General features: G+C 57.2%; 16 protein-coding genes and 2 pseudogenes. 11 read left to right on the forward strand and 7 right to left on the reverse strand.

Annotation, left to right across the window (positions count from 1 at the left end; translation table 11 throughout):
- Positions 1 to 422: 422 nt before the first annotated feature.
- Positions 423 to 1,215, forward strand: a pseudogene (locus tag QA635_RS32115) (sensor histidine kinase); the annotation flags it as partial.
- Positions 1,216 to 1,604: 389 nt separating this feature from the next.
- Here QA635_RS32115 and QA635_RS32120 read toward each other — a convergent pair.
- The 4 genes from QA635_RS32120 to QA635_RS32135 form a co-directional block, all read right to left on the reverse strand.
- Positions 1,605 to 1,796: a hypothetical protein gene (locus tag QA635_RS32120; protein ID WP_283063644.1), complete on the reverse strand. Its 192-nt coding sequence runs from the start codon at positions 1,794 to 1,796 to the stop codon at positions 1,605 to 1,607.
- Positions 1,797 to 2,348: 552 nt separating this feature from the next.
- Positions 2,349 to 3,185: a YopT-type cysteine protease domain-containing protein gene (locus QA635_RS32125; protein WP_341850398.1), complete on the reverse strand. Its 837-nt coding sequence runs from the start codon at positions 3,183 to 3,185 to the stop codon at positions 2,349 to 2,351.
- A 553-nt stretch (positions 3,186 to 3,738) separates the two neighbouring features.
- Positions 3,739 to 4,158 carry a DUF7694 domain-containing protein gene (locus QA635_RS32130; RefSeq protein ID WP_283063645.1) on the reverse strand — a complete coding sequence of 140 codons (420 nt, stop codon included), beginning with the start codon at positions 4,156 to 4,158 and terminating at the stop codon, positions 3,739 to 3,741.
- Positions 4,159 to 6,189: 2,031 nt separating this feature from the next.
- A complete protein-coding gene (locus QA635_RS32135) occupies positions 6,190 to 6,408 on the reverse strand; it encodes a hypothetical protein (RefSeq protein ID WP_283063646.1) in 219 nt (72 codons plus the stop codon).
- A gap of 847 nt (positions 6,409 to 7,255) precedes the next feature.
- Between QA635_RS32135 and QA635_RS32140 the strand changes: the two genes are divergently transcribed.
- The 7 genes and pseudogenes from QA635_RS32140 to QA635_RS32170 form a co-directional block, all read left to right on the forward strand.
- On the forward strand, positions 7,256 to 8,725 hold the full coding sequence (locus QA635_RS32140) for an acetyl-CoA carboxylase biotin carboxylase subunit (RefSeq protein WP_283063647.1): 1,470 nt from the start codon (positions 7,256 to 7,258) through the stop codon (positions 8,723 to 8,725).
- 1 nt (position 8,726) lies between these two features.
- Complete coding sequence (locus tag QA635_RS32145) at positions 8,727 to 9,230, forward strand: acyl-CoA carboxylase biotin carboxyl carrier protein subunit (protein WP_283063648.1); 504 nt, start codon at positions 8,727 to 8,729, stop codon at positions 9,228 to 9,230.
- Between the two features lies 1 nt (position 9,231).
- The gene (locus tag QA635_RS32150) at positions 9,232 to 10,839 is read left to right on the forward strand and encodes an acyl-CoA carboxylase subunit beta (RefSeq protein WP_425249212.1); all 1,608 of its coding nucleotides are present in this window, start codon (positions 9,232 to 9,234) and stop codon (positions 10,837 to 10,839) included.
- Positions 10,840 to 11,416: 577 nt separating this feature from the next.
- A complete protein-coding gene (gene trpD / locus QA635_RS32155; protein WP_283063650.1) occupies positions 11,417 to 12,418 on the forward strand; it encodes an anthranilate phosphoribosyltransferase in 1,002 nt (333 codons plus the stop codon).
- A 257-nt stretch (positions 12,419 to 12,675) separates the two neighbouring features.
- Positions 12,676 to 12,858, forward strand: a complete 183-nt coding sequence (locus QA635_RS32160; protein WP_097675029.1) for a hypothetical protein — start codon at positions 12,676 to 12,678, stop codon at positions 12,856 to 12,858.
- 264 nt (positions 12,859 to 13,122) lie between these two features.
- On the forward strand, positions 13,123 to 13,647 hold the full coding sequence (locus QA635_RS32165) for a flavin reductase family protein (RefSeq protein ID WP_283063651.1): 525 nt from the start codon (positions 13,123 to 13,125) through the stop codon (positions 13,645 to 13,647).
- 22 nt (positions 13,648 to 13,669) lie between these two features.
- A pseudogene (locus QA635_RS32170) lies at positions 13,670 to 13,768 on the forward strand (site-specific integrase); the annotation flags it as partial.
- A 159-nt stretch (positions 13,769 to 13,927) separates the two neighbouring features.
- Here the strand turns inward: QA635_RS32170 and QA635_RS32175 are convergent.
- Complete coding sequence (locus tag QA635_RS32175) at positions 13,928 to 14,107, reverse strand: hypothetical protein (RefSeq protein WP_283071941.1); 180 nt, start codon at positions 14,105 to 14,107, stop codon at positions 13,928 to 13,930.
- A 303-nt stretch (positions 14,108 to 14,410) separates the two neighbouring features.
- Between QA635_RS32175 and QA635_RS32180 the strand changes: the two genes are divergently transcribed.
- From QA635_RS32180 to QA635_RS32190, 3 genes are all read left to right on the forward strand, one after another.
- Complete coding sequence (locus QA635_RS32180; RefSeq protein ID WP_283063653.1) at positions 14,411 to 15,535, forward strand: M20 family metallopeptidase; 1,125 nt, start codon at positions 14,411 to 14,413, stop codon at positions 15,533 to 15,535.
- A gap of 1,389 nt (positions 15,536 to 16,924) precedes the next feature.
- Positions 16,925 to 18,460: a class I adenylate-forming enzyme family protein gene (locus QA635_RS32185; RefSeq protein WP_283071942.1), complete on the forward strand. Its 1,536-nt coding sequence runs from the start codon at positions 16,925 to 16,927 to the stop codon at positions 18,458 to 18,460.
- A gap of 184 nt (positions 18,461 to 18,644) precedes the next feature.
- Positions 18,645 to 19,946 (forward strand): preATP grasp domain-containing protein, encoded by a 1,302-nt coding sequence (locus tag QA635_RS32190; RefSeq protein WP_283063655.1) that lies wholly within the window; start codon positions 18,645 to 18,647, stop codon positions 19,944 to 19,946.
- Positions 19,947 to 20,164: 218 nt separating this feature from the next.
- Here QA635_RS32190 and QA635_RS32195 read toward each other — a convergent pair whose 3' ends face one another.
- Together QA635_RS32195 and QA635_RS32200 are read right to left on the reverse strand one after the other, a co-directional pair.
- The gene (locus tag QA635_RS32195; protein WP_283063657.1) at positions 20,165 to 20,842 is read right to left on the reverse strand and encodes a 2OG-Fe(II) oxygenase; all 678 of its coding nucleotides are present in this window, start codon (positions 20,840 to 20,842) and stop codon (positions 20,165 to 20,167) included.
- Between the two features lie 23 nt (positions 20,843 to 20,865).
- Positions 20,866 to 21,993, reverse strand: coding sequence for a GFA family protein (locus QA635_RS32200; RefSeq protein ID WP_283063658.1), 1,128 nt, complete (start codon positions 21,991 to 21,993; stop codon positions 20,866 to 20,868).
- Between the last annotated feature and the right edge of the window lie 411 nt (positions 21,994 to 22,404).

The raw sequence follows: 22,404 nt of genomic DNA on the forward strand, positions 1-22,404 counted from the left end.
TACGACTGCGTATCTCAAACTGGTCTCCATACGTCGAAGACCTGTAGCGTTCTGTTTGAGAGTTTAGAGTAGACGACGCTGTTTCGTGGGATACTCGACGTATCGCTCTACCTCAGCTCGCAACATAAGGTAACCTCCTGGCCAACCGCTGCTTGGAAGCGATCAGTGCTGACGCCGTGAACGAAGCAAACGGCGCGCCAACTGAAAATGCTTGATTCTGGGGCTTGTCACGCCTGCGTTCGTCAACTTTCCTACATTGGTCACGAATCTCACAAGTAGGCCGGTAAAGCCGGATGAGAGCGGTCGTAGGGAGAGAAGTTTCTTTTTTTCGCGACCGTTACCGCAGCTGCGGCCAGCTTGTGATGCCGACGACTTGGGGCGTCGACTTTCCGCGGATCAACGCGTCACAGCTATGCGCTCCCCAGCATCGAGCAACGCTAGCTGCACATCTCTCGTTTCGCGATCTGATCTATCCCATCCTCAGTCGGACGGGCTCTCCGATCTATGTCCGGACCAGCAGCAAACCGTTCTTCGATGTGTGCGGCATTTTCTAGGCTACCGTGGTGCCAGCACTGACATCACCGCAACTATTCGTGCAGATCAGGCGGAACAAGAGCTGCGAAAAGCTCACGCCGAGCTTGCGCATGTCACGCCGTCACCACATTGGGAGCACTGATGGCGTCCATCGCCCACGAAATAAGCCAACCGCTCGCCGCCATCATCAGCGACGCAGATGCATGCCTCGGTTGGATCGGCCACAACACTCTTGATCTTTCGGCCGCGCGACGCTCGCGTGAATGGATCGTCGAAGATGCAATCCGGGCAAGTGAGGTAATCCGCCGCATCCGCGCACTTGCGAAGAACGGCGAGATCGAGATGTCGGTTCTCGATATCAATGACGTTGTCAAGGAGTCAATCGCACTGGTGACGCGTGAGCTGATCAGTTACCACGTGGGATTGAGAACCGAGCTGATGTCCAATCTTCCACCGATCGTCGGTGACCAAGTTCAGCTGCAACAGGACATCATCAATTTGGTGACGAACGGATTGACGCCATGCAAGCGGTCGGGAAAGCGGCGCGCGAACTGGTCATTCGCTCATTCAGCCACGGTGCAGAATACGTGCAGCTTAGTGCGGCTGATTGTGGCGTCGGAATCGCTGAGGATGATACGGACCGTGTCTTGGACACTCTTCTTCACCACCAAATCAAGCGGTGCGTCGTGATTGGACGTTCTGAGTCGCCGCACGACGATAGGAAGGCCGGGGAGCGTCAAACGGTCGTCTCGTCGGCGTGGACGACGGCTCGAGGCCGATCCCTCAAGAACGTCTTCAATCCGTGCGCCTGGGCGCCGCCACTTTCGGACGGCACGCGAGATACGGCGGAGCAAGCTTCCGGCTGTTGTCAGCTGTCCGGTTCTTGCACCTGGCTGGCGGATTGAGCGGTTCTCGATTTCCAGACCGAGCTGCCATCACTGACCAACCGGCCCGAGATTGAAGCGTTGGCGAAGAGGTTTCCGATCCTTTTTACAAGGCGCTCGACGAACAGGCAGAACGAACAGTTTTGTCTCGTGACTTCTGAACCAACCGACGCCGGGACAAGCAATCTATTCGCGCGCGGCGAGTTCAACGGTCGTCGCCGTGTCAATGACCCTGCCCGCAAGATCCTTGATCAGGATCTCGTTTCCAGCTTCAGCGAGTTCATTTGCCTTGGCGAGAGCTTGCTTTGCGGAGGAAACAACGATCCGGATAGCACCGTCTCTGCTTTTCGAATAGACCTGATATCCAACGCCACTCATCGCGCCTCGCTGACGAAGATCTCTAACCTTCTTCCAGATCCACGCCTAGTGCAAACGAGCCACAGCTCGCATCTTCCGAACAACCGGGTTTGCTACCGACGCAGAAGCCGTAATGCAAACGAGAGGCGTCGCCACTTATCCATCACTCGGTTTAGCGCTCAGCCGTCGACGGGTAGCAGAGCAGACTTCCGTAAACGGCTAAATGCTGCCGGGAGAAGACACGCGACCCGCCCCGCGGCCGGCCGAAAGGGCCGATCGGGCTAACATTCAGACGATTCGATTTGCCAGAACGATGTCACGAAGGATAAAGCGCGGCGGATAATTGTAGCGCCCGCACGCAAAGAATACGCGAGTTCTCACTTTACGAGATCGGCCTTCAATCAAGCGACCTCTAAGACCTGGCCGCGGCGAGCTCCATGTCAGCTCGTTGCCGTATGCTGAAGCGGCAGACTTGGAGTCCTTTAAACGCGACGTGGCTGTTCGCGGTCACCATCGACTCCGCGCCGAGAAAGAGCGGTGACTACGGCAATGTTGGTTAAAAGCTCCGAACCCTCAGCCCACCCTTTGTGTGACGACCGTCGATATATCATGTCCGTTCGGGGGCGTCCTGTAACGCTCGGCGAGACTTTTGAACACCTCATTCATCTGATCTGACCGAACGGTAAACTCCCCATAATTTGGGTCGAAGAGGGTCGTTATTCCATTCGATGTCGACGTTGTGATTGTATGTTTGCCACCTGCGGCGAAACGCAAGCCGATCAAATAGATCGACGGATCGGCGGTGACTTCGTCCACTATCTGGGCAATGCGCGAAGTTGAGCCAAACCTATACCGCGTCTCTTGGTCGGACGGCTGCAAACCCGCTTCATGCAGCATTGTGCTTCTTGCTTGAAGGTTGCGAGAACCTGCCGCCCCATCATTTCGCAACCGAGTTTTGATTTCTTCATATCGCTGCTGCCGCACTGCCGCCGAGGCATGGCTTGGTGTGCCCGGGTGCAGAGCGCTCATTCGGGACGAGGGGCTGCTGTGACGATTGAGTAGCCACTCTGCTGCCAAACCAACGCAGATACCGTTGACATTGGCCCCAGGCAGTTCAGCGGTCCTGTATGCGAATAGAGCACGGATCGGCCGAGCCGGAGAGGATCGACTGGATTCGGAGGACAGGGACGATGTGCTGGAGTCGGAGGGGCCTGGACTGTAAACATTTACGTCTGAGGTATCCGGCCTGCTGCAGCAGCTCCCCATTTGGTCCGGCAACTCGCCATCTGACAGACCCTCCTGTTGCGCGCATTCCGTAAGTGCTTGCGCAAAGCTGCCACTGTCCACCGACTGGCCCGATTCATCAGCCCGATTGGAGCCTATGGATTGTCCGCTCACTCGATTATACATGATGGCTCGCCTGCCTCTTCAGCGCACGTTTCCTCAGAGCAAGTGCCGGATGCTCACGCTCTGCTTCTGAAGGATATTGCCGCAAGCTGACGACGAGCTGTCGAGCCGACAAGCTTGGAAACGTTATCGATCTATGTCTCCCTATGCAGGCACCTGTTTTGATCGCCGCCTCTGTTCCAGGCGGGTGGCTCGGGCTGACGAGCACGCAGTTCCGCTTGAAGTGGTGCCTGCCCTCGATACGACTTCCGTTATTGCTCCTACCCCGCGTTCAACCCACCTTTCCACAAGCACTGGCTTGAACGCCGCCAAAACCAAATTCGAATCCCATCATGCCCACAACCGCGGTGATGCATATGAGACAAATATTGCTGATTCAATGAACTTTACCGGCCAGCTACGCGGCGGCAGGAGTTCTGGCTGAGAAACCCGCACGTTGCAACTGGCAGAAACGCCCGACATGCCCCGCGATCGCGCTGCCTTCCAGTGGCGCAGAACCGATGTTTCGGCGCTAACCCAGCGCCCTCTTCCGAGCGGATATTGTTGATGCAATTCGTCATGCTGTCGCGCTCATCCGTGCAAACAACATTGCTGCTTCGGATGGTCCTAGCCCAACTATGCCCACAAAGCTCGGCGGCGGCATTGGGATGTCCCGATGGGTAGGTTTCCACAGGTGCAGGCAATACCGGCTGTTATTCACATATTGCGAATGAGGCGGATGCAATTGCATCACGCACTCCTCTTCATCCCAGAACAGGTCTTTTACGAAGCACATCTCTTCCCAGTTTGGACAACGCCGCGGCGTCGAGACAGCGACGTGCTCCCAGCTCGGACGAACTAATCCACTGATCTTGAGTTCACAGCCGCACGGCCCCTGCACAAGAAATTGGCCGCAGGGACCCGATCCAGGAACGCTGGCGAACTGGCCGTATTTTACCCGGCCGGCCTCAAGTTTTTCTATGATCTGCGCTCGCACGTCCCCTCCTTTGCCTCGCGGATCGCTTTGAAGTCGACGTAGATGACGTTGTCTGGCGATTGATTAACCGGCGCCACCTCGGTTCTCAGCCCAGTGTTCCAAAACCACTCTTCAGCGAACCATCCACTAAGAAAATCGCTGATGTCTATCATCACTTGCTCTCCTAATTCTTGGTTTTTGAACGCTCACATCGTGTTTGAGGACACGACGGACATGCTCATTGGCCCCTTGATTGCGTGGCTGCGCACGATCCGCTCGATACGAATCGGCCAGTTACCCCCATGGTTGACCCGATGGGCGGACCCGGTGGACAATTCCGTCACCACGTCGAGTCTCGCGAGGGCCATGTCGCTCATTTATGCTGGCTGGCCTGGCCTCTCATCGCCGAACAGCGCCGGCCTTCAGGCAGGTCCGCCCTTGAGCCTTGGCACGTCCAAACAGATATCATTGCCCTATCCGTGCAGATCAGCCGGTGATCTGATTGAGCATATGAAATGGACTGAGGCCGATCATGGCCCATCAAATCATCGCCGATGGACCGATCGTCATCCCGGCAACTTCATATGATCGCATGTGATACCTGCTTGTAGATTCTATTCTGGCTCGAAACCCGCGCGCTGCCGCCGCTATGACTCGAAGAGGACGGCGCGTCGATCCGCGCTGTCATGTCGGTACTCGATAGGTCGGAGCGCACGCTTCTCGCGGTCTGAAACAGTGCCAATGCGTCATCTATGTGACCATGGTCAGGCTGTAAGAGCGCAAACTCGAACTAGCTCGCATCGAAGCCGCAGCTGAGCCAACATGTCATTGAATGAGCTGCCAACATCTCATCATTCTTCTTCCCTCTCAGGGCTCTTCGTCAGCTAGCGGTCAGGGAAGGAGACTAGGCCTAGCGTACTGCCTCAGACTCAATCGCGATTAACGGCGATCTTTCGGACCGCTTGTCGCCTATGTCGCTGACGACGCACCTACTGGCGTTTGCTTTCAGACATCGGTGTCGCGAACTCGACTAAGGACAGCTAGACCATGGCGCTGAACTCGACAAATTGCATTTTTCTTTTGTCAAAGCGGCGCCGGTACATCTCCGTTCGTGGCATGCTGATTGCTGCGGTCAAGAAAACGAAGCGAACAGGACGCGCCATATCCGGCCTTCAATTCACGAAGGGGCTATTTGTGCGGTCCGGAACGCTGCAGCGTTAAGCAGGCTGGCAATTCGCAGGGTTTCTCGTCTGAGCGACGATATGGACGGAATTCTGACACTCGAGCCTTGAAGGAACACCGCGAAACTCATGAGTGATACGAGACACCCAAACGCGAGACTGCTTCCGCGGGCCAGCGCATCGTGGGATGAATGATGCACTGGCGCACACCAAAGCACCCCATGATCAAGCACTATGGCGCTGATTGCGGATCTTGGCCGACGCAAACGAAATGGAACCTGTGGCCACTGGTTGGGGTGTTCCTAAACGCGCTGCTCTGGGCCGGCATTTGCTGGATCGTCGCAGCCCTCCTATGAGCGAAATAGAACCGACGGCTTGACAAATAGTGCGGCACACGAGCGCTTTTCGACCACTCGTATGCCGCGATTGTTCCGATCGAATCGTGCGGAGGATGAAGCAGGCGCACCACCGTCAATCTGGCAGTGGCGATCTCTTTCTTTGACTTGGTTCAAGTCAACACTTTGGCGGACTACTAGACACGACATGCGGCTCTCTCGCGACGCAAACGAAATAGGCAGAGATAACAGGACAACGTCGGCGGACTGACTTTACCCGCCCAGCATGCCGGCTGACATCGGTTATTGCCCGCGCTCAGATGCGCAACTAAGGCCGGAAACGTGCTTTTTGAAGCCCGCGCAAGAATGGCGACAGGGTTCGCCTCGCCAGCGTCCCGATTCCATCGCAACAGGAGCAGGCCGTCATAGACTTGCAATAGACTTAGCCGCGCCAAGCGCGCTGAGCGACCTTTGCTCCACCAATGAAACTGCGAGCCGGTATGTCCGCGCGCGCTTTGCCGAAGCGCGGCCAGCCCTCACAACTCATAGTCGGACAACGCATCGTTCTCGTTTTGGCGCGCCTGCCAATCTTGGGCACGCAGAGCCAGCTTGTCGTATTCGATGGCAATCTTAAGAAGCCTATCTCTGGATTTGCCGTAAGCGAGTGCATCCGCCTTCGTTCGCGTTGCTTCCGCACGGCCACGCCAGTGATCGGGCTCGTAAAGTTTACTTTTTGGATTCATGGCGGTGAGCATGCAACTCTCAGATCAAAGAAATGCGACAACCGCGCTACGTACAATTACGTAACAGCGAGGCTCATCTCGGTAGCTACGCCGCGGTACCATTCGCAGCCGCCGCACAGCAATACTGTGTGCACTGTTCCATCCGAACTTCCTCGCGCAGGCGTCGCTAAGACGGAATATGCACATTCCAAACATCTTCAGGCGATTGGGCCCACAAAAGGGGCTTGAATCGCTCGTTGCGTCAGATTGTACGATCCTAGACAAGTGAGGACCACCTTCGACAATCTCGACGCTTCCTGACAGATAATGAGAACTGCGCGCCCGGCCCCATTTTCCGGTCGTCAGGTCATCTTGCGTTTGGCGCCGAACAACAACCACTGCACCACCGGCTTGAAAGGATATCATGCGTCAACACCAACGACTCCGTTTGGCTTCGCTTCTCAATGCTAACTACCGCGCTATCGCTCTTGCTGTCGCAATGACAGCCGCAATCCCAGGACAGGTGAATGCGCGCGACCAAGCGCCGACCGCGGAGGAAAAGGAGGCTTGCATGGAGGACGTGTTCCGCCTGTGCAGCAGCCACATACCTGATCGTGCCGCCATTATGTCTTGTCTCCGATCAAAGCAAGCGAGCCTCAGCCAGCAGTGTCGCTACGTGATCTCCGTTCGAGATACTGGCAAGAAGAACAGTGACTCAAAGTGAGGGATCGCCGGCCGTGAGCCGTGCGAGCTCACATTCAGAAATGGATCAAGCCTGATCTTCCACCAAGGCAAGCGATCAAGCGCGGGCCGTCGAGAGTGGTACCAATCGGTCACAACTGAGAGAAGCTCTGGCCACAGTGCTTGTCCGGATAGGCGAATGCACAAATTACCCTTCGATACGGTTCTAATCGCCAATAGGGGCGAGATAGCTGCACGAACCATCAAAACGTTACGGAAGCTTGGACTGCGTTCTGCAATTGCCTACCACGAGGTAGACGCCCTGACCCCGGCCGTCTCCATGGCCGACTTGGCAATTCCGATCAGCGGCCGCACGCCGGTGGCGAGCTATTTGGACATTGCGCAGATCATCGCTGCCGCTCGCAAGGCGAACGCTGGGGCGCTGCATCCGGGCTATGGATTGCTTTCCGAGAGTGCGGAATTCGCCAAGGCTGTGATCAAGGCAGGCATTACCTTCATCGGGCCAGCTCCGGAAGCCATCGAACTTATGGGGGATAAGATCCGGGCCCGCAACTTCGTTCAGCGCAACGGCTTTCCAGTCCTTCCCTGCGCCATCGAAGAAGATGATCCGACGACATTCGTTTCGAGAGCGCAAGCCGTTGGATTTCCTTTGCTGGTGAAGCCGACGGGGGGCGGTGGGGGCAAGGGCATGCGGATTGTCCGCGACCCAAATGCATTGGAAGCAGCCATCGAGCAGGCGCGCAGTGAAGCGCGTCGCTACTTTGGAAATGGCCGACTTTATGTCGAACGATATCTCGAAATCCCGCGGCACATCGAAGTACAGGTGTTGGGTGACGCCTTCGGTAACCTAGTCCATCTTTTCGAGCGCGAGTGTTCGGTGCAGCGCCGCTTCCAGAAGATCGTAGAGGAGACGCCCTCGCCCGCGTTATCACCACAATTGCGGACACGGATCTGCGAAGCCGCGGTCGGCATCGCCCGTGCGGCGCAATATCAAAATGCTGGAACGGTTGAGTTCATTCTCAGCGAAGGAGACTTCTACTTTCTCGAAATGAATACCCGCCTTCAAGTCGAGCATACAGTGACCGAGATGGTCACTGGTGTCGACCTGATCGCCGAACAGATTTATGCCGCAGCCGGCCGCGAACTTGCGCTTTCGCAATCCGTTATTGCTTCGAACGGGCATGCGATCGAGCTCAGGCTGTACGCGGAGGCCCCCGAACGCGGATACGTTCCAACCACTGGCAAAGTACTTCTTCTCGAGTATCCGGGCGGCGTACGGATCGACAGCGGCATCATGCGAGGTCAGCACATCACGGCGGCGTTCGATCCGATGCTTGCAAAGATTATCGTGCATGCACCAAGCCGCATAGAGGCTGCTATGAAAGCCCATCGTGCGGTTCGAGAACTTGTTCTACTTGGGTGTGAGACCAATGCAAGCTTGCTCGCCCGGATCCTAGCTGACGATGCATTTCTCGGCGGTCAGTTCCATACGGGATACCTTGAAGAAAACCCGCATCTTGCAACCGACAATTTTGCTACCGGATTGTCTGCGTTCCTGGCATCCGCCGCTCTCCTGACGAGACCGGTGCGTGCTTCCGCTGACGCCGTGCCCGAGCTTCACGCAGCATTTGGCAGCTGGAGAAATTGACGTGTATCACTCATTCGAGATCGACCGCGTAGATCATAGGCTATGGCTTTCGACCAGCCAGCAGGGCTACCGGCTTCATTTGCGCGACCAAGTGATTGCCCCCGTCGCGTTCACGCATCACAGTGAGAGTAGCGGCATCCTGACCATTGCGGGGGAAAGCGAACCGGTCAGGTTCGCCATCGATGGCGACCTGATTCATCTGCATATACGCGGCAGAACCCGCATTGTGCGCTACAATGACCCATTGCGAGCGCTCACTTCCGCGAATGACGAAACACGCCTGCTAATCGCCCGTGCGCCGATGCCTGGCGTAGTTGTTGCGACTACCGTTTCGCCTGGCCAATCAGTCTCGGCGGGAATGGCACTGATGAGGATTGAGAGCATGAAGCTGCAGACGATCATACGCTCACCGCAGGACGGCATCGTCGATCGGATCCACGTCAAGGAAGGCGAAAGCTTCGAGCATGACGCTGAGCTGGTCACGCTCTCCGAAGAAGGGCGCTGAAATGCAGCGGATCGGTTCCGTAGCGGACGTTAACTCGCAAGCGTTTCGCCACAACGATTGCCACAACAGACAGCTTGCGGCCGAATTGAAGGAACGGCAACGCGCTGCCCGCTTCCATCGGCCAGAGCGGGACTTCGAGCGACTGCGTCGACAGAACAAACTGTTTGTTCGCGAACGGCTCGCAGCCTTGCTCGACCCGGAAACTCCATTCCTAGAGCTTTCCACGCTGGCCGCCAACAAGGCGTATGATGGCGAGGTGCCCAGCGCCGCGCAGGTCGTCGGCATCGGCATTGTAGCGGGTCGGGAGGTGATTGTTCATGCCGACGATGCCAGCGTGAAAAGCGGCGCATGGTATCCGCTCTCAGTCAAGAAGATTGTGCGGGCCCTCGATATCGCCATCGAAAACCGTCTGCCGGTGGTTCATCTGTGCGACTGCGCGGGCGGGTTCCTGCCTTTGCAGGCGGAATTCTTTGCGGACCGCTACCACGCTGGTCGAATACTCCGGAATCAATCCATTCTCTCGAAGATGGGAGTGCCGCAGGTCGCCATCGTCATGGGCCACTGCACCGCGGCAGGGGCTTACGTCCCCGCGCTTAGTGAATACAACGTTATGGTCGAAGGTACGGGAGCGATTTTTCTCGGCGGCCCCCCGGTCGTAAAGGCTGCCACCGGGGAACACGTGTCGGCCGAAGATTTGGGCGGCGCCCTCATGCATACCAACGTGTCGGGCACCAGTGATTACGTCGCAAGCTCCGAGATGCATGCAATTGCGATTGCCCGCGACGTCGTCGCTCGGTTCCGCCAACCGGCGAAAACTTGGATCGATCGAGTGGCTCCTGAGCCGCCCGCTTACAGTGCTTCCGAACTCTACGGTATCATTCCAAAGGACGCCCGAGCGCAGTTCGACATGCGAGAGATCATCGCTCGTCTGGTCGATGGCAGCCGATTTCATGAGTACCAGCCGCGTTATGGCACGTCACTTGTGTGTGGCTTTGCGCGGCTTCATGGATATCAAGTCGGGATCCTTGCCAATAATGGCGTTCTGTTCAGCGATAGCTCGCTGAAGGGCGCTCATTTCATCCAATTATGCGACAAGAATCGGACGCCCCTGCTCTTCCTGCAGAATGTCACGGGCTTCATGGTCGGCCGCGAATATGAGCGGCGTGGGATCACCAAAGACGGCGCTAAGCTGATCATGGCAGTGTCCGGAGCGTCCGTGCCAAAGTTTACGATTGTTTGCAATAACTCGCACGGCGCGGGCACTTACGCTATGTCAGGACGCGCGTTTGATCCTCGATTTGTGTTCAGCTGGCCTAACTCCCAGGTATCCGCGATGGGCGCCGAGCAGGCCGCAGGCGTTCTCACCCACGTCAAGGCGCGACAGTTGGCTCGCGCGGGCGGACGCCTCTCCGAGCAGGAACTGGCAGCCATTCGAGAGCCAATTCTTGAAGAATATCACGAACGATCGAGCGCCTATTATGCGACCTCCGAAATCTGGGACGACGGCATCCTGGATCCTGTCGACACCAGAACCGCCCTCGCAATTGCATTGAGCGCTTCGCTCAATGCGCCGATCGATGCGCCGCAGTATGGCGTGTTCCGGCTGTAAAGCAGGACCGAACACGAGATGCAGCTTGAGATAAACCACCTTGCGCGACCGTCGGCAGGGAGAGTTCGATGACAGCCAATCCGTGAAAGCAGTAGAGCTTGGTGTTCGTGACGTTCTGTGCACCTTCACCTGCAATCTGGCCGGCTGTTTTCTGGTAGCCATGAGGTCGGGCTTCGACCCGAAACAGGTAATGGAAGCTGGCTTCAACGCTCGACGACGCGGCGCCCGCAGGCGGAACGCTTCCGTGGACCGGATCGGAACACCGTGATCAAGAGACAGCCGCGGCAACCACCGGCGCAAGACATTTACGTTGGCGCTAGCGTCCACGCGCCTGCACTATTCTGGTCGGCCGATGAGCTGTCCTGACAGCACCATAAAATGGAGAGCTTGACCCTCACGTAGCGTCAGGTTGTAACATCAGGGCCCCGCGCCCAACCAACCGATACGCACGGGTCAATATCAGCCACTCAGGTTGGGCGGCAGGCAGCTGCTTCGATGCACCAATGTCACGTCTCTTCAACGAAAACCGGCGTTGAACGGACAGCCTCAACTTTGGACAGGGATCGCGGAAAGTTCGATGGAAGCGCTCAAATCGATCATTGGCAAAGTTGCCAGCGGCGCCACTCTGACGCGTGAGGAAACCGCGTTAGCCTTCGACAGCATGATGTCGGGACACGCGACCCCCTCGCAGATCGGCGGCTTGTTGATGGGAATGCGGGTTCGCGGCGAAACGGTCGAAGAAGTTACCGGTGCAGCGTCGGCGATTCGGGATAGAATGCCGCGGGTCGAGGCGGCATGCGATCCCATCGATATCACTGGCACGAGCGAAGGCCCCACGTGGTCGGTTAACGTGTCGACATGCGCCTCCTTTATTGTTGCCGGGGCCGGCGTTCCTGTTGTCAAGACCGCCAACCGCGCTGCGTCCTCAGGTTCGTGTGCCGCAGACGTGTTAGCGCGCCTCGGCGTGAAGATCGACCTTGAGCCTGACGCGGTTGCGCGTTGCGTGCACGAAGCTGGCATCGGCTTCATGCACGCGGCGCCCCATTATCCGGCGATGCAGCGCGTTGGCCAGATTCGGACCGCACTTGGGACCCACACGATTTTCAATCTAATCGGCCCTCTGTCCAATCCGGCCAGAGTCAAGCGGCAGGTGATCGGAGTATTCTCTCGCGAATGGGTCCAGCCTTTGGCGTATGTATTGAAGAATCTTGGTGCGGAATCGGTATGGGTGGTTCATGGCTCGGACGGACTCGACGAAATTACCATTACCGGCCAAACCTTTGTTGCAGCGTTAGAGGCGGGTACAATCCGCACCTTCGAAGTGACGCCGGAAGAAGCCGGTCTCCGCCGCTGCCGCAAAGAGGCGCTGGACGGCGGCGATGCCGACGCGCTCCAAAGCACGCTCGATGGTGCGCCAAGTCGATTTCGCGACGCCGCGCTTTTGAATGCGGCGGCGGCTTTGATTGTAGCCGGCCGAGCTTCGACGCTGCAGGAAGGCGTTGCACTTGGGAAAGATTCGCTTGATCGCGGCGCCGCGGCCACCCGACTGAAGCGACTGATCACGGTTTCCAATGCGTAACGCCGAGTTGGTCGATGTCCAACTTTCTGATCAAGACCAATGCTCACCAGCGCGAAGGGATAGCAGCCGCGAACGCGCGCTGCCTCTGCGAGCTTCGAAGACGGTGTTGCTGTCTGTCCGCGTACTGATCAAACAATTCGCCTTAACCACGCGGCGTGAGAGCCCCCTTCTTTATCGGCAAGAGCCTGTTGCGGCACTCAGCTGAAGTCGGGGACCGCGACGAAGCGCTCGTTCTGCGCAAAAGGAGATCATCGGGAATGTCCTCACAGGATATGGAAACACTCGGATCTATTGCAACGATAGAACACATCATTCGAAAGTTTCGGGAATTGATCGACACAGACGGCTCGATCCCGCCGGAGCTACGAGGTGCGCTGCACGCGACGCTCGATGGGCATCTTCTCGATGCAAAAAAGCGAGTTCTGTTGAGAGTAAATTAGCGTTCCTATGCTGCTACATGCGAAAAAACTCCGGCCGGACTGTTCGCCGTCGCGATCGACCCGGCGGTCAGGGTCGCCGCTGACACGTGCATCAACAGGGCACTCCCAAGCAGGAAACTTCCTCGCGCTGAGCTGCTCGGTGAGAGGGGCAGCCATTGGTTGCGCAATGCGACACCGTGCGCCCAATAGCAGGCGCAAAGGAATCAAGGTCATCCGCGCGCGTAACGGAGACACCAGAATTGAGTAAAACTCCAGAGGCAGGTCATGAGCCACCAGTCCCCTCCTAGGATTCGTGATATTCCATCTGTCCAAGCGACCGAGTTCCGTCAGGCCATGCGAAATCTGGCGAGCGGTGTCGCCATCGTGGCGACCGGAAAGGCCGCCGAACGACGTGGACTGACGGTTAGTTCGGTGACCTCGATTTGCATGGAGCCACCGTGCCTGCTCGTTGGCATAAAAGTCGGCTCCGAGACGCATGACGGGATACTCGCCAGTCGCAGCTTTGGAGTCAGTCTTCTGCGCCGTGACCAGGAGGACCTTGCGCTACGTTTTGGCGGTCAGGACGGTGCGAAAGGTGTTCACCGCTTCGATACCGCGCCCTGGAAGCAGGGCGTTCTCGATGTACCGCTATTGCCGAACGCGTTTTGTGCGCTCGAATGCGTCCTGTACGACCACAAGGTGATCGGCACACATACGATCTTTATCGGACGAATTGTCGCGACCCGGGTCGGCCACGGCGATCCATTGATCAACTTCCGGGGCGCGCTTCGAACCTTGCTGCTTGATTGAGTGCGCTTTCCCTTAAAGGCACCGTTCGGTGAGTGCGACGTTCACGCGAGCCTGCGACACGTTAAAGATCGATGACCTGCAATTTCATGATCTGCGTCACGAAGGCACCTATCGTATTTTCCCGCGAGCCGCGATCCCCACGCCAGCACAAAAGTGAGCTACCCGCTCAAGCTGGACGACATATTGATGCGAACAAGAACGCGCCCGAGCGGGCTTGGCACAAGAGGTCGGAATCGGGCGCGCTGATTCGCCCCCAATCCGAGGTTAACCGGGATTATACTCATCTTGCGAAGTGAGTATAAAAACGCTCGACGCCGGCTTCCACCTCGAGCACGAACTCACGAGATTGCTCGATGGCGAACCGAACCGCTATTTTGCGTCGCCATGCGCACCGGTAGACGCCACTGATCTCGTCGCCGGCCTTGGCATCGACGTGTTCAAGGCCAGTGCCCGCAGACATTTTCACGAAGAGTATTGGGAATGCAAGCTGCGCAACTATCGGAGGAATTGATCAGAACAGCCACAGTTCATGAGACAGCTAACGGCTCTCGAGCTTGCATGTTGGATCCTACCAAGTTTGGTAGCTGTTTATTTCAACCGGCGTAGCATCATTGCCTGCGGCAAGACTTGGACTTCAGAGGCTCAGCTGACCCACAACGTTGGCGACTCTGAAGGTCTTCGCGTTAAATCATGATGCGATCAAATCGATTCTATCACGATTTTCTGCGAACAATGAAAGTCAAATTCAAAGGGCGTCAGATCTATGTCCAGCAATCCATTCGAAGCCGCGGTGATTCTCGACGGCATCCGCCGCTGGGTCGAGATCGAGTCTCCAACGGAACGGCCGGATCAGGTCAATAAACTGGCTGATCTCGTCGCGTCGAGCTATCGTGACTTGTCGGTCAGCGTCGAGCGCATTGCGGGACGTGAGGGCTGCGGCGATCATTTGGTCACACGCTCGTCCTGGGGCCAAGGCGTACCAGGCATTCTCGTGCTGAGCCATCTCGACACAGTTCATCCGATGGGGTTCATCGAGCGCCTGCCGTTCAAAGTCGAGGGCAACAGGGCATTCGGCCCTGGCATTTATGACATGAAGGGCGGTGCATATCTCGCGTATCACGCGTTCCGGCAGGTTTGTGCCGATGATGTCCGCCCTCCGCTTGGCGTCACCCAGATTTACGTATCAGACGAAGAAATCGGTAGCCCGACCTCGCGGGCATTGATCGAGGCCGAGGGCCGCAAGGCCAAGTATGTGCTGGTGACCGAACCCGCGCGCGAGGGCGGCAAGATCGTCACCGGACGCAAAGGCGTTGCGCGCTTTGAGGTCTTCGTCAAGGGCACGCCGGCCCACGCCGGTGCGCGCCCCGAAGATGGCTGCAGCGCAATCCGGGAACTTGGCAATGTGATCCAGACACTGGAGGCGATGAACGATCTTAGGCGTGGCGTCACCGTCAATGTCGGCGTCGTCCGTGGCGGTACCAAGTCCAACGTGATCGCCGAGGAAGCCTATGCGGAAGTCGATATGCGGGTGCCGACCATGGCCAACGCCGACGAGTTGGTTGCGAAGATCCTCGGCATCACCCCACGCACCCATGGTGTCAGCGTGAAGGTTATCGGCGGATTGAACCGTCCACCGTATGAAAAGAGCAACGCCGGCGCCGCACTTTACGAACACGCCAGGCGCCTTGCTGCCGAGCTCGGCTTCAAGCTGCTCGATGTATTCAGCGGTGGAGGCTCGGACGGCAATTTCACCGCGCCGCATACCGCAACCCTCGACGGTCTCGGCGTCGACGGCAAGGGCGCCCATACGCATTATGAGCAACTCTACATTTCGTCGATCGAGCCGCGCGCCCGGCTGCTCTATCGCCTCTATCAGACGCTGCAATGATCTTCGCTCCAGTGGAGCCCGCGACCGCGACGTGCACCGGTTGACGGCACGCTCGCACATTCGCGTGGCTCGCTCGAACGGCGCAAAGAGGTCAGCTACCATCAAGCCGACTTGTCGAACACAATCGTCGGATCTTGTCCTGGGCTTGCCGCGTCAGCGCCCGACAGATGCGCCGTGAAGCATTCAATAACGGCACAGCGGACGCTACATCCGCTATGGCTGCGAAGACGACGGATGCCCGTTCGCGAAAGCGTGGGCTTTTCGACAACGGCCTCGTCGCTTGCGAACCTCGTCTCAAGCGACTTTCTGACGCAGACCCTGGCGCAGAATTGCTCTCGACACGACACCGCTTGGCAGCGCCTTACCGGCAAGCCTGAGAGCTTTGGCATGTTCCGCGGGTTGCCCAAAAGGGCTTGAATCGGACGTAACGTTAAGTTGTACGATCCCTAAATCGACGCGAGTCTTCGTCTGCCGTCGGAATCGTGAAGGATACGAATGTCTCACCTCGTCAGAACATACGCTGAGTGTTGGTCATGATCGTCATTCCCGACAGCAAATCGGTCGAGATGGTCGTGCAGCGAGTCTTGATCGCAGCACCGCGGCTCGCAGTTGGTTGTGAACGCCTCGGCATTTCAGGACCAATACTATGCGGCTGTCCCAAAGCGAGGCGCCAGCGAGACGATGCCGGAAAGGATCAGCGTACACCTCGATCGCGAGCCCTCGCAGGGCGCCGCCGCTTCCCGCATTTGCAACCGAACGGCAAGACGACCGTACCGCACTCAGCTCGGAGAACCAGCATTTGGTTCGGTTCACACCACTTTCCCGACGCTGGTGGGAGCTTTTCTTCGGGCAAGTGTGCGACGGACCATGCGACTGCGGATCTTTTCAAGAAACTTGAGCTGCAAGTGTCGCTCGGCGTGACTGACGCGGCATCGGAAGAGATGGCGCGATATCCTGGAGCAGCAAGTTGAAAGAGCCGAACGGCGTCAAGAAGGTCCTGCTGATCGACCACATTGAAGGCCAATGCCGGGCCATTGTCGGCTTCAAAGATGGAGACCCAAGGTCGGCATATATGTGCGGCGAGCCTGTATGTCAAAGACCAGGCAAGAAACAGTCGTCATGGTGCACCTATCACTACGGACAGATGCACACGACTGCTGCCGAGCAAAGCAGAGCAAGTGGATCAAGTGCCTGAGATACCTCGAACAGTGTCGATCGTTCGCTCCCCATGACAACCATCATGAACCGCTTGGTCCAGCTCGGGCCGAGTGATCATAGCCTGCGCAATGAGTACCCGAAACACTCAATCGAGGTCCGGCGACGCAATTCCGAATTCCGGCTGAACTACATCGGAACCAGCGTCTCTTGCGAAGCTCACGGAGGATGAGTTTGGATCTCTGCACATTGATCGAGCGCAACGCTGCGTATGCTCCCGACAAAGCCGCGATCCGCTTCGAGGGACACGCTCTGAGCTACTCGGGCTTCAATCGACGGATCGGGCGTGTCTCCTACGCCCTCAAGCGCCAACTCGGCATCAAGAGGGGTGACCGGATCGCGATCCTCAGCCTCAACCGGCCTGATTATCTGACATTGCTCTATGCCTGCGCACGGCTCGGTGCAATCCTCGTTCCATTGAATTGGCGCCTTGCGGCCGCCGAGCAGCTTTTCATTCTTTCCGACTCCGGAGCAAAAGTGCTCGTGCTTGAACAGGCATTTAACGTCGTCTTGCCGGCTCTGACGCGGCAACTCCCCGATATCTGCCTCGTCGGCCTGGACTTCGCACCGCCCGGCGGAAGCAAGTTGGACGACGTTCTGGACGAATGCTGTGGTGACGAACCCACTCCAGGTGCGGATCTGTCCTGCCCGGTTCTGATCGTCTATACTTCGGGCACGACAGGGCGACCTAAAGGCGCTGTGCTGCGTCAGGACGCGTTGCTCTGGAACGGGGTTATGAGTCAGCACATGCATGACCTAACCTCGACTGATCACGCCCTGACTGTTTTGCCGCTCTTCCACGTCGGCGGCCTCAATATCCAAACGACCCCCGGTTTGCATCATGGCGCGACGGTAACTATCCAAAGCCGCTTTTCGCCAGAGGCAACGTTTGATGCATTCGAGCATGACCGACCCACGCTTGCAGCCCTGGTCCCTGCCATGATGCAAGCGCTCACGGACCATCCGCGATGGGCAAGCACGGATTTATCCGCACTCAAAGCAATCTGTACCGGATCGACGATGGTACCTCAGCGCCTTGTCGAGCGCTTTGCGAGGCGCGGAGTGCCAGTCTTACAGGTTTATGGTGCGACCGAGACCTCTCCCATCGCTGTCTATACCAAGCTCGGCGCAGATCTCGCACCTGACGGCGCAAGCGGCCTGCCTGGCCTTTGCTGCGAAGCAGCCATCATCGATGACGTGGGCACCAAGTTGCCGCCCGGGACCCCAGGCGAGATCGTAATACGTGGGCCCAACGTCTTCTGCGGATATTGGGGCGATCAACAGGCAACGCGTGAGGCCTTTAGTGATGGTTGGTATCGCACTGGTGACATCGGCCGCTGCGATGCCGACGGATATTTTTGGGTCCGTGACCGCAAGAAGAACCTGATTATCTCCGGCGGAGAGAATATCTATCCGGCGGAAGTGGAACGTGTGCTCATGGGCCATCCGGATGTCGCCGAATGCGCCGTCGTCGGTCGACCGGACCCACGCTGGGATGAAGTCCCGATCGCCTATGTGGTCAGGCGACCCTGGTCCCGGATCGCAGCCGAAGCGCTGATGACGCATGTTCAATCGCAGCTCGCCCGTTTTAAGGTACCGCGCGAAATCATATTCACGCACGAACTGCCAAAAACGGCGTTGGGCAAGGTCCGGCATTTCATGCTCAAGGAGCTCGATACGCAGTCAAGCCCCGAAGGAGACAGCAATTGAGAAAGGCGGATTGGTTGGCCGTAGTTCCCGACTACACCACAGGAGATATCGAGGCAGCGCAATACCGCCTTCCGCTCGGTACCTCCACACGATGCGTCGCAGCGAACTCATCGTTGCTGGCATGGCGGTCTGTGCTTAACCACGCCAGGCGTCTGGGAGATTGTCGTTGCCTCGGATCTTAATCATGAATGCCGGGACAGCTCAAATGTCCGGTGGCGATCTAACAGCAACTCAACTGTCCCTTTCCGCCAACTCCGCATGCCGGTCTGCCTGGTTTGCGCAGGAGGGTGACCTAATAGTCTCTCCGGTAGCAATCCCGGCAGACCTGCTATCCTTCATCGGCGCGACGCTCAATTTCGATGCCTCGAGTCTCTCGACGCTTGTGCCTGACGACGCCAGTGAATCGCTGATTCTCAACGATTGCACCCTGCTATCCAATGCTTTCGTCGAGCGACTCAACAGCCATATTCGCCAGAAATCAACTTGGGGAATATCTGCCTGCTACTCTAGTGAAGGCGTAGCGCGCTTGGCGGCGCTGCTTGGCATCCCGCAGAGCGGGGACGAATTCGCTTTGCAGCGAGGGCCGGATCTCTTGAACCGCAAGAGCCACTTCCGTCAATTGGCGACAAGTGTCGCGCTCCCACTGCCAAGTGGATGCGCGACCACGAACCCAAACGAACTATTCAGGGCGGTCACCTCCTTGAGGTCAGAGACCGGCAACGTGATCGTCAAGTTGGATAATGGAGCGGGCGGAGTCGGCAATATTATCCTGACCGGCAACGACAGTGGAGCACTTCCTGGGGCGAGAGATACCCGAATGGTTGCTTGGCCATCGTTTGATCCTCAAGCACTTTGGTCTGAGATGACCACAGCATCCTGCAAGACATTGGTCATTGAATCGTACCACTTGGCTCGCGCTCTGTTCTATCTTGAGTATGAGATAGAGGTGGATGGTTCCATCGTTTTCATCAACAGTGGAAGCATCCGTCTACGTCGCAGCGAAGACCGATCCGAACGAGCGCTCATCTGGACAGGGCTCGAGCTTCCAAGCGACCTGACGAATGAGCAATGGTTGGCTGCCCAGGCGCACGCCTACCGATTTGTCGAGCTGGCGCGAACATTGGGATATCGCGGAATGATCAACATTGACGGCATTTTCGCGAGCGACGGCCGGCTTTTCTTTAACGAAGCGAACGGCCGGTGGGGCGGAGGGTCAGTGTTACACAGTATTGCCGTCCGGCTGCTGGGTATCGATTATTCCAGTCGCCGCGTCATTTCTTCCGTGAGAAACGTTCCATTATGTTCTCTCCGGGCCGCGCTTGATCGCTTCGTCCGGTATGGATTTCTATTCGATGGCACACGCAAGGAGGGCGTGATCCCGCTTGCCGTCGATCAAGAGGCAGGCACCGTGGAGTGCCTGGTGATCGCGCGCGATAGGCCAACTGCCCGCGATCTGCAGCACCGGTTATTGGCAATGGCCAACTGAGATCACAGACCTCTTAAACTCCTCCATTCATTCGAAGCCACCCCCGTATCCGAACCTGTGCTTGACACCCGCTACTGGGAACGTCAGGTGAGTAGTTGCCTTTTTCGCTCGAAGTAGACCAACCAAGATTCAAGGCACGCTCTTCCGAATTAGGCAGCGTCTGCCAGAAGTTGGCCCGCGTCCTCAACCCGTTCGAAAGCCGTTTCCGCTAACGGTCCTCACAGGCTGTCAGCAGTGTTTTCGATGATCCGGCGATTCGCGCCGCCGCGTTTTGAACAGAAGTACACCAGCGATCGGCGCTCCCCAGCGTGCACAGGCTTCACCTCATGTCGGATCCTACATGTGGTGACAACCACGGCCCCAAACGGCGGTCGAAATACCTGCTGTTCGTACGCGTTCGGATAAACCACGAACTCACCCCCCTCAAAGTCCCTCGCGAGTTGCACAATCACGGAGTACTCGAAGTCAGGGTCGCTCTCAGCGTCTAAGTGGATGCCAACGAACGAACCGGGAGGCAATCGATGCATTTGGCATCGGCGAATCACGTAATCTGACGCTGCCCCCAAGATCTTTTTCAGCGCAAAGCTGCGGTCTTTCCTCTCAAGCAATTCGATGATCTGCTCCGGAGCTTTGCCATGCACATTGGTCGGAGGGCGGCCCGGCGGATCTACCCTCACCCGCTTCACGAAGACGTTGTGCGAGTCGCCGGCATCTCCCACCCGCACCTCTTCTTCGGGAATCTCCATCTGGAGCTGATCGATCCTCGCCAAATCATCTTGGGTGAACAATGTCTGAGGGGCGATCACGACCGTACCCTTCACCAATAGCTCTATACGGTATTTGGTGAGAGCCTCTTCTGAAAGCAGACGAGATCTATCGTTCATTGCGCGCGCCATGCGACTTCACTCCAAGTTTGATCTTAACGGGTGGCTTCCCAATCCTCGTGCGTCGGGCGGAACGCTTCCTCCCAATGCTCGCCATCGAACTCTTCTATTGTTATGTTTTCGATCGTTCTCTTATCCAAGCACCGAATGTTTACGCTGAAACCCGTGGGGTTCGATCGCGGCCGATAGAATGGCTTTACGCCGCAAATCCGGCAAAACGTGTGACGAGCGATATTCTTGTTAAATTGATATGTATTGAGAAACTCTTCGCCACACTCAATTCTGAGCTTATCGCCGGGTACAAGCAGGTGCAGAAACCCGGACATTTGGCAGATGGAGCAGTTGCATCGAACTGCGGAGAGCTCTCGCGGCGCTCGGACGTAGAACTTGACGGCACCACAATGACAACTGCCGTGATGTTCGATCTCCGCAAGGTCATCTTCCTCAATTGAGACAGTTTGCAGCAGATCGCGGCACCACTGTAAGCTGAGCCGATAGGCTCGATCGAATTCATCCAAAAAACGACGATTGCCGTCAGCAGGCACAAGTTCGCGAATGAGCCGGGTTGTCATATCTCCGTGATACTTCTCGGCGGGATCCTCGCCGCCGACATGACTGCGGAAGTACTCCAGATCGTCAGACCGCGCATCAAAGGTTTTGACCAGAGTGGTCCACAGTGACTGGATCATTTCCGCAGCATGCAGCTCAAAGGCGACCATGTAGGCGCAGCGCACGACCGGATCTGTCGATGACAATCCGGCACAGAGGGAATGCAGGTACCGCTTCGTTGTAGCGCTATAATTCGGCTGTATTGTTCTACCGAGTAGTCGCGATGCATCCTTTCTAAGCAGGTTTGAGTGGAAATTTTCAGTCTCCAGAATATCGGGTAGCGCCGCCTTGCCGCCTCGGAGAACTCGGCCATAACCGCCCGTCTCGTCCCAACAGATGAAATTTGCGACCACGCTGGTTAGTTCAACATCCCTAGGAAGGCCTCGGTTGCGACGCATCGCATCAAATATGATATCCTTTTGCGAGCCTGCCTGCAGGTAAGGGAACGCCTGTGACATCGCCAAGTATTCCGGCAGCAAACTCGCAACTTGGCGCTTAGACATCTCCGCAGCGAACGGATGCAGGCCAAACAGATTTCGCGCTTGCTCAGTCAAGTACTCGCAGAATATCTGCGAAGGTCGATCCAGTTGAACTTGCGACGCTTGAGAAGGCCTCATTTGAACCCTAACCGTGGAGAGAATAATGTTTGAGGAGCACTTTCGAAGGCCACCAACTTGGTCCGATGGGTTTGCGGTCGCGTTCGTCATAGAGACGAACGGCTCCCGACCATCTTCGCAGTCCCAGGCAGGGCCATCAGGGGATCAGTCCCGTTCATGAGCGCGTCGATAGGAACATGCCGATAGATTGAAGCCACGCCCCTCTCGCGCGCCATCCATCATTTGCTGAATCATGCTAAATATCGGCATCCGCCAGGCCAAGGAAGGCTCGCCTGACATGCGCAGGCGGCACATCCGGCCAACTCGACGCTTTCACCTGCGACCTGTCGTGGACGGATCAAGCCTCCA

The organism is Bradyrhizobium brasilense, assembly GCF_029714345.1.
GTDB classification, from domain to species: Bacteria; Pseudomonadota; Alphaproteobacteria; order Rhizobiales; family Xanthobacteraceae; genus Bradyrhizobium; species Bradyrhizobium australafricanum.

What these genes read in the sequence shown, in the direction of transcription:
- QA635_RS32195 (WP_283063657.1), bottom strand. Translation starts at nt 20,842, where the DNA reads ATGGCGCGCGCAATGAACGATAGATCTCGTCTGCTTTCAGAAGAGGCT.
- QA635_RS32140 (WP_283063647.1), top strand. Translation starts at nt 7,256, where the DNA reads ATGCACAAATTACCCTTCGATACGGTTCTAATCGCCAATAGGGGCGAG.
- QA635_RS32175 (WP_283071941.1), bottom strand. Translation starts at nt 14,107, where the DNA reads ATGTCTGCGGGCACTGGCCTTGAACACGTCGATGCCAAGGCCGGCGAC.
- QA635_RS32180 (WP_283063653.1), top strand. Translation starts at nt 14,411, where the DNA reads ATGTCCAGCAATCCATTCGAAGCCGCGGTGATTCTCGACGGCATCCGC.
- QA635_RS32190 (WP_283063655.1), top strand. Translation starts at nt 18,645, where the DNA reads ATGAATGCCGGGACAGCTCAAATGTCCGGTGGCGATCTAACAGCAACT.
- QA635_RS32160 (WP_097675029.1), top strand. Translation starts at nt 12,676, where the DNA reads ATGTCCTCACAGGATATGGAAACACTCGGATCTATTGCAACGATAGAA.
- QA635_RS32165 (WP_283063651.1), top strand. Translation starts at nt 13,123, where the DNA reads ATGAGCCACCAGTCCCCTCCTAGGATTCGTGATATTCCATCTGTCCAA.
- QA635_RS32120 (WP_283063644.1), bottom strand. Translation starts at nt 1,796, where the DNA reads ATGAGTGGCGTTGGATATCAGGTCTATTCGAAAAGCAGAGACGGTGCT.
- trpD (WP_283063650.1), top strand. Translation starts at nt 11,417, where the DNA reads ATGGAAGCGCTCAAATCGATCATTGGCAAAGTTGCCAGCGGCGCCACT.
- QA635_RS32125 (WP_341850398.1), bottom strand. Translation starts at nt 3,185, where the DNA reads ATGTATAATCGAGTGAGCGGACAATCCATAGGCTCCAATCGGGCTGAT.
- QA635_RS32150 (WP_425249212.1), top strand. Translation starts at nt 9,232, where the DNA reads ATGCAGCGGATCGGTTCCGTAGCGGACGTTAACTCGCAAGCGTTTCGC.
- QA635_RS32135 (WP_283063646.1), bottom strand. Translation starts at nt 6,408, where the DNA reads ATGCTCACCGCCATGAATCCAAAAAGTAAACTTTACGAGCCCGATCAC.